The 15347-nt window shown below is 56.4% G+C and carries 1 protein-coding gene; it reads left to right on the forward strand.

Annotation, left to right across the window (positions count from 1 at the left end; all coding sequences use genetic code 11):
• Positions 1–653 precede the first annotated feature (653 nt).
• On the forward strand, positions 654–15278 hold the full coding sequence (locus AB8809_RS17705; protein WP_349855136.1) for an Ig-like domain-containing protein: 14625 nt from the start codon (positions 654–656) through the stop codon (positions 15276–15278).
• Positions 15279–15347 lie beyond the last annotated feature (69 nt).

Genomic DNA, 15347 nt, shown 5'->3' on the forward strand with positions numbered 1-15347 from the left:
GTTTAATGGCGATGGCCGTGATATCAAGAATAATTCTCATATCCAACGCCGCGCCAGCGTTCTCCCCCCATCCAGTATCGCTAATACAACGCATTAAAAAAAATGATGAATGATCACGCTGAGTTATCATTTAACCGACGACATGCATCGTTAGCATTCACCTTCCATCGCTAATAACAATAAACACAAATTGATACAATCAATATAGATATAAACCCCCTCCCGCTAGTGAGTTCTCTGGGCTATCACGCGCAAAAAGCCTATTTCCATACGATAAAGAACGCTAAGTGATGGTAATTAAACATGATAATTAGTGGGGTAATGATGTGATCGGGAAATTAAAACGGCTAAGCCATTTAATACGTAAGAATATTGTCATATTTTTTATTTTCAAAACATTTCAAAAAAGTTGGATTTTTGGTTAAGCCACACCTATAAATATCAAGAATCGGACAAATCTTATACTGTGAAGATTCCCTATGGAAAGGGGCCTACTCAGCATTCAATTTAGCCAGACTTTACTTTTTTCTAAACCAGGCCTGTTTTTGTGCACCATTTTGGTTGCGCATATACCTATACACTCCCGTTGCCGCATCGAACTGACGGGGATGTATCCAGACAATGGTTTCAGATGATAAGTAAGAGGCTATTTCATGTCAGATATGAATGTTATTGCTGGAAATGTGAATATCCTGTCGCGCCAGAATGGCCAGTTCATAGAAAACATTCCACAAGGTACAAGGAACGTTGAACTACTGGAAAGCAGCACGGTTCGAATTCATGGCACACCAGATATGGTGTCTCGCTATGAGCGCGTCGGCAACGATCTTATCTTGCACATGAAAGACGGTACAACCGTCCGCTATGAAAGCTTCTTCACGCTGGATGCCGCGGGTTACCACAGCGAGCTGGTTTTTGACGATGGTACGCGTCTCATCCATGCGCAATTCTCTGGTGCAGCAGCGGCTGAAGGGGCAGCACTCGCGACAGAAGCGGTTGCCCTGACGCCAGAATATTCTGCGCTGGGCGACATGACGTCATTACTAATTGGTAGCACCACCACCAGCACGCTATCTGCAGCCTCATTGGGCAGCATTCTGGGGGCGGTCGCTCTCGGCGGAGCCGCTGTTGCAGGGGTGGCGGTCGCCGTGGCCTCATCGAGTGATGACAACCACACTACGCCATCGGCACAGCCAGAACCCTTAACCATTGATCCCTTTGCCGGAAATAACGGACTGAACCGTACGGAAATCGGCCAGCCTCATATCCTCAGCGGGAAAACAACAGGCGTCAGCGCGGGGCAAACCGTCACCATCACGTTGAACGGCGTGGTTTACACTACCACCGTTGCCGCCGATGGAACCTGGCGTTTTACCCTGCCAGCGGATGCGTTTACCGGTCTGGAAGACGGCATTTACGCATTGAAAGTCAGCGTGCCGGGTGCGAACGGCGTGATCTATGAGAAAACCCTCGATCTCACCATTGATACCCTGCCTCCGCATTTAACCGTGGATAAATTTACGGGCGACAATTACCTCACCGTAGGAGAACTGGCAAACGGTCAAGTCCTGAACGGAACCGGTGAAGCAGGTCAGAACGTCACCATCACGCTCAATGGGAAAACCTATACCACGACCATTAATGCCGAGGGTAACTGGACCCTGACGGTGCCAGCAACTGACCTGCAAGTACTGAGCGAAGGCGAACACACGATGTCGTTTACGATCGGCGATAATGCCGGCAATGTCACCGTGGTCAACCGCACCATTATTGTTGATACCACACCGCCGGAACTGACCCTGTCGCCGTTTACCGGAAACAACCTGCTCACCGCCGACGAACTGCAGTCTTCGCAGTTTGTCTCCGGCACCGCTTCCCTATCAGATGTCGGCCAGACCGTAACCGTAACGTTTAACGGCACGACCTACACAACGACGGTAGGAAGTGATGGCTCGTGGAGCGTTTTCATTCCTTCCGGTGATATGCAGTCGTTGACTAATGGCACTTACAATCTGGTGGCGTCATTAACGGATAAAGCAGGTAACACCACGACACTGCCTCCGCAAACCATCACGGTGGATACTAACGCCGAAGCGGTCAACATCAGCATCGTCTCGACGGATGACCGCCTGAATGCCTTAGAAGCGGGACAGCCGCTGACGGTCAGCGGAACCACCGCCAACGTTGCCGCAGGCCAAACGGTTACCGTCAGCCTCACCGTCGCGGGGGCAGTAAAAACCTACACCACAACAACGGGGGCGGACGGCAAATGGTCTGTAGACATCCCCAGCGCCGATCTGCTTCTGCTGCCAGACGGCAGCCACACTCTCACGGCCAGCGTTCAGGGAATAAGCGGTAATACCGTCACCGTCGACCACACGCTGGATGTACACATCAATACTCTCCCCTCCATCACGCTGACACCGCCGTTCACCGACGGCATATTAAATGCAGCCGAAGCCGCGCAGGATCAGGTCATCAGAGGGGAAACCGGAATTAATGGCAGAGGGCAAACGGTTAGCCTGACGATCGGCGGGAATTACGTTACCGGAACAGTCGATGTCAATGGGAACTGGACGGTGACGATCCCCAAAGACATCCTGCAAAGCCTGCCATCGGATAACGTCAGCGTGCTGGAGATTGTCGTCCGCGATATCGCAGGCAACGAAACGACCGTGACACAGAATATCAGCGTGGATACCACGCCGCCGACGCTCAACGTCTCCGCTATCGCTCAGGACGATGTCCTCAACGGCGCAGAGTTGGCCGTCAATCAGGTAGTCAGCGGAACGGCGTCACTCAGTGAAGCAGGCCGCGTAGTCACCGTTGCGCTCAATGACAAAACCTATACCACCACCGTCGGCAGCGACGGAAACTGGAGCATCACGCTGCCGACGGCCGATCTGGTGGCTATCGCGGACGGTAACCATAATTTGACCGTCACGCTGACCGATACCGCGGGCAACACCACAACGGTTACCCGTCCGCTGACCATTGACAGCGGCACGACCACCGCCCCAACCATTACCATCAATAACGTCGCGGACGATAACGTCATTGATGGCGCAGAAGCCAAAGTCAGCCTGCAACTGAGCGGGACGACCACTAACGTTGAAGCGGGACAAGTTGTCACCATTAGCCTGAATGGGAAAATCTATCTCGCGACCGTGCAGTCTGGCGGCGTCTGGAGCGTCAACGTTTCAACCGCAGATATCGCCTTGCTCGCGGACGGTGCGCACAGCATTAGCGTCAACGTGAGCAACAAAGCGGGCAATGCCGCGAGCGGAAGCCGCGATATCAGCGTGGATAAATCTGGCGACAGCATCGCCATCAATATCATCGCCAGCGACAACCTGCTAAATCAGGCAGAGTCACTCCAGCCGCTGGCTATCAGCGGTAATACCGCCAATGTTCCCGCAGGACAAACGGTTACCGTGACGCTGAACGGGAAAAATTACACCACCACCGTTGCTGCGGATGGCAGTTGGACGCTGCAAATCCCCAGCGCAGACCTCCAGCAGCTGTCAGACGGCAATGCCACCATCAGCGCTAGCGTCAATGTAGCGGGCGGAACCGTAACGGATGCGCAGACGCTGGGTGTTCACATCCATACGCTGCCGCAGCCGACGATTGATACCCCATTTGGTAACGGTTCACTGAACGGCGCAGAGGCGCTGGTCAGCCAGACGATTACCGGCCATACCGGCATTAGCGGTGCCGGGCAGACGGTCATCTTGTCCCTCGGCGGGAAGTCTTACACAGGAACCGTTGATACGGCAGGTAACTGGAAAGTCACCGTCCCTGCGGCCGATCTCCAGCTGTTGCCGGAAGGAAACAATACGCTGTTGGTCACGGCACAAGATGCCGCAGGCAATCAGGCTGGTAAGACGTTTGTCAGCCATACCGACTTCACCGCCCCGACCCTGACTATCGGCACCATTGCTGGCGATGACACTATCAATATGGTCGAATCGCAAAGCAACCAGACCGTCAACGGCACCGCCTCAATCAGCGAAGCGGGTCGTACTGTCGTTATCACCTTCGATGGACAGTTCTACACTGGCGTTGTTGGCAATGATGGCAACTGGAGCATCAACTTACCCACAGCGGCCCTGCGCGGCATGGCCGATGGCAGCTACACACTGTCTGCGTCGCTAACCGATGCTGTCGGGAACACCGCCAGCGTCGAGAAATCCGTTACGCTTAGTGCAGACCCTGCGTTCCAGCCCACGATCTTCGTTAACGCTTTTGTTGATGAGAACAACGTTATCACCGCGGCCGATCTCAAAGTCAGCCAGTGGCTGACAGGCACCAGTTCGAATGTAGAAACGGGTCAGGTCGCCACCATTCTCCTCAACAAAAAATTCTACTTTGCCACGATCCAGAGCGGCGGCAACTGGAGCGTAGAAATTCCCGCTGAGCATATGGCTGAACTCAGCGAGGGAACGGTATCGATCTCTGCCAGCATTACCGATATGGCCGGTAACGAGGGTAGCCATGAAATCTGGTCCTCGATCGACACCAACAATGACAGCATCTCCATCAGTATTGTCGCACTGGATAACCAGATTAATCGACTTGAAGCCTCACAGCCGCTAACGATTTCAGGCTCGACGGTCAACGTTGCGCCAGGAGAAAGCGTTACCGTTACGCTCAATGGCAAGACCTACACGGGTACCATTGCCGCCAACGGCAGTTGGAGCGTGATCATCGACAGCAGTGACATGCTCGCCTTACCGGATGGCACAACGACCATCATCGCCAGCGTGGCCAACCCCGGCGATGTTCCTGTTACCGCCAGCCGCACTATCGATATCCATATTAATAACCTGCCGCAGCCAACGATTAACCAGCCTTTTGGTGACGGCATACTGAACATTACCGAGGCCGCCAGCGGGCAGAACCTGACGGGCAAAACGGGAATCGCCGGTGGAGGTCAAAGCGTCCTCGTCACGTTGAACGGGAAAACCTATACGGCAATCGTCGATAATCAGGGCAACTGGAATGTCGCGCTTCCCGCCGCCGACCTGCAATCCCTCCCGTCCGGCGTACAGACTATCCGTGTCGAAGCCACTGACACGGCGGGCAACAGCATAGAGAGCACGCGCGATGTTACCGTCGACCTGACCAGCCCCATTCTGACCTTGAAGCCGCTGACTGGCGACGGCATCATCAACGCCGCCGAGAGTCTGAACGATCAGGTCATCTCCGGTAATGCGCTGCAATCCGATGCCGGACGCACCGTCACCGTCACGATCAACAACAAAAATTATCAGGCTCAGATTCAGGCTGACGGTAGCTGGAATGCCACGATCCCCGCTGCCGACCTTCAGGCTCTAGCTGACGGTAATTACACCGTGACGGCAACCTTGACCGGCGCATCAGGCAACAGCGCCACCAGTACCGGGTCATTAACGCTGGATGCCAGCCCGGCCAACCTGCCCCTGCTCACCATCAATGCCATCGCGCTCAATAACATCATCGACGGGGGTGAAATCAACGTCGCGCAAATCATCAGCGGCGGCAGTCTGAATGTTGAGGCAGGACAACGCGTTACCGTCACGCTCGGCGACAATACCTACACCACAACGGTTGACAGCAACGGCCAATGGCGTGTCAGTGTACCGTCTGTCGATCTCCTTCATCTGGCGCAAGGCGCACATACCGTCACGATTGGCGTCAATGACGTCAGCGGTAATCCGGCAACGCTCAGCCAGACGATTACGGTGAATACCTCACTGAGCGGCATCGCCATCGATACCATCGCTGGCGACGACAAACTGAATCAAGCAGAGGTGGCGCAAGATCTGACCGTCAACGGCAGCAGCCAGAACGTGGCGGCAGGCACCACCGTCACCATCATGCTGAACGGGAAAAGCTACGATGGCGTGGTACAGCCGGACGGTTCCTGGAGCATCATCGTATCGGCGGCTGACGTCAGCGCACTGGCAGACGGCACGTCAACCCTCACCGTGACAACGGTAGACAGCGCAGGAAACGCGTTGAGCGGCAGCCGTACGATCGATGTGTTCACCCACAGCAGCCCAACGCTGACGCTGAACACACCATTCGGCGATGGCATACTCAATGCCGCAGAGGCTGGTGTTATCCAGACGCTCAGCGGCACAACCGGTATCGCCTCACCAGGGCAAACCGTCACCGCCATACTTGGCGGCGTGACGTACACCGGGATTGTTGATGCAGCAGGTAACTGGACGATTTCTCTGCCTGTGAATGGTCTGCAAAATCTGCCGAACGGCACCACGGCATTGCAGGTTAGCGTCAGCGACGCAGCCGGAAACAGCAGTACCCTGACCAGCAATATTACAGTGGCTCGCACGCCGCCTACGTTGACGACGGCAAGTTTTGCGACCGACAACATTCTGAATAGCACCGAGGTGCAAAGCAGTCAGTTGCTAACCGGCACCGCTTCGCCATCCAGCGCGGGGCAAACCGTTACTGCCACGCTGAACGGCAAAACCTACAGCGGCACCGTCGGCAGTGATGGCACCTGGAGCATCACGATTCCATCAGCCGATCTCAGCAATTTGTCCGATGGCAACTACAGCATTGTGACACGTCTGACGGATACCGCTGGCAATACCACTACCGCCACACAGGCTATTGTCGTCGATGCCAGCGCGCTAAACGCACCAGTCGTCACGATTGGCACCTTCGCTGGCAACAACATTATTGATGGCGCGGAAGTCCGGGTCAGTCAGGTGCTCAGCGGCACCAGCAAAAACGTTGAGCAAGGCCAGACGGTGACGATTAGCTTCAATGGCAAAGCCTATACCGCACAGGTTCTGTCGAACGGGAGTTGGAGCACCACGATCTCAGATGCGGATATGGCACTGCTGACTAACGGCAGCCAGACCATTACCGTCAGCGTGAGCGATGTCTCCGGCAATATCGCGACATCCAGCAGCACCGTCACGGTGAACACCAATGCGAGCGGGCTGTCTATTGCGCCAATCACCGGGGATAACCAGCTAAATGTGCTGGAAGCAACAAACGGCATTACGATTAACGGCAATACCGTTAACGTCGCGCAAGGCACGAATATTAACGTCATACTCAACGGGAAAACCTATACCGTGCTGGTGCAGTCAGACGGCACCTGGAGCGCAAACATTCAACCTGGCGATCTGCAAGCGCTGGGGGATGGCATCATCGCGGTGCATGTCACGGCGGTCGATCAGGCGGGTAACGCTCTGTCGAGCACACAACAACTGGGCGTGAGCATCCATAATCCACCCGTTGCCTCGCTGAATACCCCATTTGGTAACGGCTACCTAAACGTTAGTGATGCGCAAGCCGGGCAGACACTTTCCGGCACCACGGGGATTCACGCCGTGGGTCAAACCGTCAGCGTTACCATCGGCGGTATCAGCTATACCGGCACGGTTGACAGCAATGGCAACTGGAGTCTTCAACTCTCGCCAGCCATTCTGGGGGCGCTAGCAGACGGCGTGCAGAATATTTCCGTTACTGTTACGGATACGGCAGGCAATACCTCTACCGTTCAGGGTAGCGTATTTGTTGACTTGACCCCACCAGTGCTGACCATCAACCCAATTGGCATCGACGATATCATCAACATCGCGGAAAGCCTGCAGCCAGTGGTCATCAGCGGTACGTCGCCTGTTAATGACAGCGGTCGCCCTATTATTGTCAACGTCACCATCAACGGTCAGATCTATCAGGGACTGGCACAGGCCGATGGCACATGGAGCGTCACCGTACCTGCTGGCGACTTGCAAAACATGCCGAACGGCGTTACGGCAATCACCGCTACCTTGACCGATGCCGCCGGCAATACCGGCACCGTCAGCCACTCGATTGTTCTGGATACCGACCCCGCGAAAGCACCAACCCTGACGATCGCGACGCTGTCGACCGACGATTATCTCAATCTGGCCGAATCGAACCTGCCATTAACCATCAACGGCAGCAGCCAGAATGTGGAACAAGGCCAGCAGGTCACCGTCACGCTCAATAACCAAACCTACTTTGCTACCGTGGGCGCAGATGGCAGTTGGAGCGTACAGGTTCCGGCAACGGATGTCGGCAATGTGCCTGATGGCAAGCAAACCGTGAGCGCCAGCGTGACGGACGTAAGCGGCAACCCCGGTTCAGCCACACACTCGATTACCGTCATTACCGATGCCGCCAACCTGCCCGGCATCACCATTACGACCCTATCTGGCAACGACGTCATTAGTGCACAAGATACGCAATCCGATCTGATCATCTCGGGTTCTACAACAAATGTTCAGACAGGACAGCGAGTCACCGTCACGCTGAATAATAAAACCTATCTGGCGACCGTTGGCGCTGACGGAAGCTGGAGCACAACCGTTCCCGCCAGCGATGTGCAAAATCTGCCGCAGGGCAGCCAGAATGTAACCGCAACGGTCAGCGACATCGCACAGAACCCGGCCACGGCAACCCATCCGGTTACCGTCGATACCGTTCCACCCTTGCTGTCTATCGATATGTTGGTGGACACCAGCGATATCGGTCTGGCGGACGCGCTGGCCGGGCTACCGTTAAGCGGCAAGGCCGAAGCGGGATTGTTGGTCACAATCAAAGTCGGTACGGTCGTTTATAGTGCGGTCGCCGATGGCAACGGCATCTGGCAAATCGCCATTGCGGCGAACGACCTGCTGGCATTGGGCGACGGTGTGAAAACACTGGCAGCCAGCGTGACCGACGGCGCTGGGAATGCCAGTGCCGCCAGTATCGATATCACGCTAAAAACACAGTCGCTTCCAACGCTGACGCTAGATTCTCTCTATGGCAACAATGTTCTCACTAGTGCAGAACTGGCGACGGAAACCACCATTGGCGGCAGTTACACCAATCTCCCTGTAGGAACAGCGATTCAGGTCACGATCGGGGCCTACACCGTAACCGGCGTAACGCTCGCGGGCGGCCTGTGGAGCGCCACCATTCCCGCCAATGCGCTGAGCATTCTGGCAGATGGCAACGTGCAGGTCAGTGCGACAGTAACAGACAGCGCAGGCAATACCGGCAGTGCAAGCGGCGCGCTGGACGTTGTCATCCACACCAATTTCGCCATCACTATCGCCACACCGTTTGTCGACGGCGTGCTAAATCAGGCGGAAAGCACGGTGGACCAGTTACTGACGGGCACAACGGGGCTGCTTGACCCAGGCCAGAGCGTGTCGGTTTCGGTAACCAACGGCACGATCACTACCACCTACAGCGCTACCGTAGCAGCAAACGGCCAGTGGAGTGTGACGCTGCCCGCCGCCGATCTCGTTGCATTTGGTGACGGCACACACACCATCAACGTCACCGTCACGGATCATGCTGGCAATACAGGAGCAGGAAGCGGAACGTTCTCCAGCGTCATTGTCGGGGTTCCCGTCGCCTCGCTGGATACCCCTTTTGGCGATGGCAAACTGAGTCTGGCTGATGCGCAGCCGGGTGCTATGCTGTCCGGGCAAACGGGGCTCACCAGCAACGTGGGACAAACCGTGTCGGTTAGTATCAACGGCACGAATTTCCCAGCCACGGTGAATGCCGACGGCAGTTGGACACTGTCGCTGGCTAGCCAGACGCTGATCGACCTGCCGGATGGCACAGTGAATTTCACCGTTATCGTGACCGATTCTGCGGGCAACACCAGTACTGCAACGGCCACAGCGAGTGTGCTGACCACCACCCTGCCCGTGGCAACATTGGATCTGCCTTTTGGCGACGGCATCCTTAACGCCACTGAAATTCAGGCCATTCAGACATTAACCGGTAAAACCGGTATTACCAGCGCGGGTCAGGAAGTCACCGTCACGGTGACCAATAAAACCACGCTGATAGACACCACCTTTACCGCCGTCGCTGACGGGTTGGGCGGCTGGTCAAGAGAGCTGTCCCCTGCCGATTTGGCGATCTTTACCGAAGGCAATTACAGCATTAGCGTCAAGGTCACCGACTGGGTCGGCAACGCCAATACCAGCACCCCGCGCGATGTTAGCGTAGCGCTGACGCTGCCTGCCCCGCTTATCGACGTCGTCCCCTTTGGTCTCGATAATATCCTGAGCAGCGCCGAAGCCGCATCCGCACTCACCTTCTCTGGCCGCACGCAGATTGGTGGCAGCGGGCAAAGCGTTAAACTGGAGATCGATCTCAACGGCATCCGCTACGCCGCGACGGTAGACAGCGCGGGCAACTGGTCAGTGACGCTGCCTCCAAATGCGTTGAATTCACTAACCGACGGCCAGCATACCATCACGGTGACCGCCATCGATGCAGCAGGCAACGTGGGCTCCGCACCGATTGCTTTTACCAGCGATTTCACCCCACCAGCCATTACGCTGAATACGCCGTTTGACGATGGTTATCTGAATATCGCTGAGGCCGCTTCGCCTACAGGCATAACCTTAAGCGGCAACGCGGGGGATGCAGCCAGCATGACCGTCACGCTGGGAGGGCAAACGCTTGTTACGCAAATTAACGGAGGAGTCTGGACGGCTGAACTGACGACAACCCAGCTCAGCCAGCTTGCTGATGGTACACAGAGTATCGTCATCACGGCGACAGATGCCGTAGGTAACAGCACCACGCTGAATTCTCAGGCCATTCTCGCCGTGAAAGCCGCCCCCACCGTCTCCATTACCACCTTCGCGGGTCTGGACGGCCTTGACTATGCCGAAAGCCGGACTACGCAGTCAGTCAGCGGTACCTCGACCGGGCTGGAAGTCGGCCAGAACGTGACTATCAGGCTGAATGGCCTGGATTATCAAACCCAAATTCTCAACGGTGGCTTATGGAGCGTTAACATTCCTTCCTCTGCGTTGCTGGTGCTGGCCAACACGACCTATTCACTTTCTGTCAGTGCAGAGGACCGGGCCGGGAATCCAACGCAGCCATCCAGCGTTAACTTTAACGTCAACCTGACGCCGCCTCCGACGGTGATGACCATTAACCCTATCTCGACCGACAACATCATCAACGCCGTCGAGATCAACGGCAATATCACGATTTCCGGGCGTTCGATCGGGCCAGCGTCAGCGATGACCTCGGTACAAGTTTCGGCCAACGGAGTGCTACTTCAGCCTAGTCCTATCACCGATGTCAACGGCAACTGGAGCATCACCATCCCGGCTCTGCCGACATTCTCCTCGCAGGGTGAGGTGTTCATTACCGCCACGTCGCTGGACGCGACCCTGACAACCATCGTCACCGTGGACACCATTGCCCCTACGCTGGATATTGTCTCCTTTGCCTCGGACAACGTGCTCAGCGCCACGGAAATGAGTACGGCACAGGCGATTACCGGTACGGCATCCATTACAGAAGCAGGACAAATCGTTTCGATTAGCCTGAATGGAAAAACCTACAGCGCGCAGGTTTCCGCAACAGGAGCCTGGAGTGTCAACGTTCCCGCCGCCGATCTGGCACAGCTAACCGATGGCAACTACACCATCACAGCGACCCTCGCCGATAAAGCGGGCAATAGCACCACCACGACACAGACGGTTGCCGTCGATACCGCCATCCCACTGCTTAGTGTTACGCTGTTTGATGACAATATTCTGACGTTGGCAGAGGCGCTGGCGGGAGGAGCGATTACCGGGACAGGCGAAGTGGGCGCCACCGTTACGCTAACCGCAGGCCCACTGACAGGCACAACCACTGTCGGCCCGAACGGCAACTGGAGCATTCCGGTGCTGTCCGCCAATCTGCAAAACCTGATCGATGGGCCACAGGTTATTGGCGTAACACTGACCGATACCTCCGGCAACACCACACACCTTGATGTCACGTTGGATGTCGCGCTGAATAAGACGCTCGGCGCAGGCATTACCGATATCTTCGGTAACGACGGCATCCTCAATCTGGCCGAATCCCTGGTGACGCAGGTCATCAGCGGTAACGCGACCGGTGACTATCTGGGTGCGAAAGTCCAGGTCACCGTGCTGGGAAATACGGTGGAAGGCACCGTGGGCGCCAACGGCGCCTGGAGCGTCGCCCTTGCTCCAAATCTATTCACAGGCCTGAGCAATGGCTTACTGGCGGTTAACGTCGACATCATCGATTCGCACGGTAACGTGAAGAATCAACTGGTCAACATCGACGTGTTGAAGTCCCTGCCGGTCATCAATTCGGTTGTGGCCTTCACGGATGGCGCATTGAATGCGGCGGACGTCGCGACCAGCCAGATTATCAGCGGCGTGGTCAGCAATGTGGACATCGCTGCTGGCGCAACGGTCGCCGTAACGTTGGGCAACAAGATTTACACTGGAATTAGCGTCGGTGCAGGTGGGGCCTGGAGCCTGTCTGTTCCTGCCCTCGACTTGCAGGCCCTGCAGGATGGAACGCTGGCATTGGGCATCGCGGTCACCGATCACGCAGGCAACACGGCCAGCCAGATCGTGAACGTGCCAACAGTGATCAGAAACCTGCCAAGTATTACGTTGAATCCGGTCTTTGGCGATAGCCTGCTGAATCTGGGCGACCTGCTGGTCAATCAAACCCTCAGCGGTACAGCCACCGGCCTGGCAGGCAGAACTATTACGCTGAGCATTGCGGGTTCACAAATCGCAACGGCCGCCGTCGGCGCTGATGGTAAATGGAGCGTTGCCGTCACCCCAAGCGTACTGGGGATCCTGCAGGGGCTGGGCAGCGGCGATTTCACCGTAGCCGCTACCGCGACAGACAGCGTAGGCAATACCGCCAGCGGCAACGCAGGCATCAAGTTCGATTTTGCCCAACCGGTGATTACGCTAAACCCGGTATTTGGCGGCGATGGCTTCATCAACGCGGCAGAAGCGCTGGTGGCGCAAACGATCAGTGGCGTGGTGACCAATGCCAGCGCCGGATCTCAGGTTGCGGTTACCCTTGGCGGTAAAACCTTCCTGTCTACGGTTGGGGCGGGGGGCGCGTTCAGCCTGACGCTGCAACCGTCCGATCTCAGCGCGTTGGTCGATGGCAACACCACGCTGAATGTATCGATCACAAACACCTCCGGCAATACCGGCACGATCAACAACGCCATCAATATTATTGCCAAAAACCTGCCGACGATTAGCCTGGGTTCACTGTTTGGCGGCGATGGCTTCCTCAATGCTGCGGAAGCGGCACTGACACAAACGATTAGCGGCACCACCACCAACGCCATCGCGGGCTCATCCATCGTCATACGCATTGGCACGTTGACGCTAAACGCGACGGTCGGCAGTGACGGCACCTGGAGCGCCAGCGTCACGCCGCTGCAACTGTCCGGATTGGCCAACGGTAACCTCACCGTCAGCGCGACGGTGACCGACCCGGCAGGCAACAGTAATAGCATCAGTGCAGGTCTCAACGTTTCCATATTGCCGCCGACTATTACGCTCAATCCTCTGTTCAACAACGGCGTACTGGATCTCACCAGCTTGTTGAGTGCACAAACCATCAGCGGGACGACGACCAATGTGGCAGCCGGTACAGCGATCAACGTCACGCTGGGCAGCAAAACCTACACCACAACGGTCGGCGCAAACGGTAGCTGGAGCCTGCCGGTTCCTAACCTCGACCTGAAAGCTCTCACAGATGGCATCACCAATATTGGCGTTCGTCTGGTTGATGCAGCGGGTAACGTTGGTCAGCAAGCCGGTACCGTCAGTGTGGCGATCAACGGCCAGCCGACGCTGACCCTCAACCCACTCTTTGGCGGCGATGGCCTGCTCAATGCGGTCGAGGCTGCTGCGGGTCAGATCATCAGCGGAACCAGTACCAATGCGATAGGTTCCACTATCCAGATCTCGCTAGGCACCAAAACCTACTCTGCCGTGGTGCAAAGCAATGGTTCCTGGTCCGTCAGTCTGCCTTCGCTCGATCTCAACAATCTGACTGACGGCACACTGTCCCTTAGCGCCTCTCTGACCAACGCAGCAGGAAAAAGTGCCAGCGTGGGGGCTTCGATCGGCGTGGGCGTTCACACATTGCCAACGGTCAGCCTCGGCTCTCTGTTTGGCGGGGACGGCTACCTGAATCTGGCCGAAGCAGGCATCAACCAGCTCATCAGCGGCACCACGACCAATGCGGCTGGCGGTAGCGTCACACTGACGGTGGGCGGACTGGTGCTCACCGCTGCGGTCGCCAGTAACGGCACCTGGAGCATCAGCGTGCCGAGCGCCAATCTGCTCAACATTGCCGATGGCAATTTGACCGTCGGCGTCACCGTCGCCGATCGCTATGGCAACACTAACAACACCAGCAGCAATGTGATCGTGAAAACGCACCAGTTGCCGCAGTTGGGTATTGATGCCGTGGGGTCACTGATCGGGAATACCATTGGTCTGCTGACGAACGGCGTCACCATCAGCGGAGCATCGCGCTATGTTCAGCAAGGCGCTAAAGTCACCGTCACGCTGCTCGGCCAGACACTACAGGGTACCGTCGGCGCCGATGGCAAGTGGAGCGCTCACTTCAGCAGTTCGCTACTGGGCATCAACGCTTTCAACGTGGGCGCGATTTTGACAGCGCTATTGGGAACGGCGGTTGAAGCCTCCGTCACCGATCAGGCGGGTAACTTCACTGGTGTATCCGCTGGATTAACCTCCGGTATCTCGCTCGGGTTACCGCTGATGAGCATGATGGCGCTGGATGTTGACGACAGCAGTCTTGCGCAGGTGTCTTCGCTGTCCAGTGAACAGCTTGATGGCGAGGAAAGCGCCGTAGTGCAGCCTCTTCAAGTCAGCTCGAAAATGGCGGCTGCCACGCTCAGTGAGACACATACCATCGACAATAGCGCCAGCACCGAAGTGGAAGACAGCGTTTATGCCATCGGTGGCATCGTTGTCAACCTGGCCGACGGCACTGTGCAAACGGGCACGGATGTCGAAGGCGGAGAAGGCGACGACATCATTACGCTTTCAACGCTCGACTTTACCCAGATCGACGGTGGCGACGGCATTGATACGCTGGTTCTGGATGGCACCGAGCTCAATCTGGACCTCACGGCGTTGGGGCTGAAAATCGATAACGTAGAGATCTTCGATTTAGGCCAAAACGGCACCAACAGCATCACGCTGGATCTCGACCGTGCCCTGAATGTTACCGACCGACCAGAAGATGATCTGCTGATCGTCGGGGGCGAAGGCAATCAGGTGAACCTGATTCCGGGCGAAGGAGCCTGGAGCACGGTAGGACAGCGCGATATTGATGGCCAACGCTTTGATGTCTACCACCACTCATCGCTGGATAGCGCCAACAACCTGGGAGATGTACTGGTGCAGCAAGGCCTGCTCGTCAATATGGTGTAACCATGTTTTAAGTGCACCGGCTCCCCCTACAAAGGGGGAGCCGGTGCCAGTTAGGGAAAACAGCCCATG

This window comes from Pectobacterium aroidearum (assembly GCF_041228105.1).
In the GTDB taxonomy this organism is placed as follows: Bacteria; Pseudomonadota; Gammaproteobacteria; order Enterobacterales; family Enterobacteriaceae; genus Pectobacterium; species Pectobacterium aroidearum.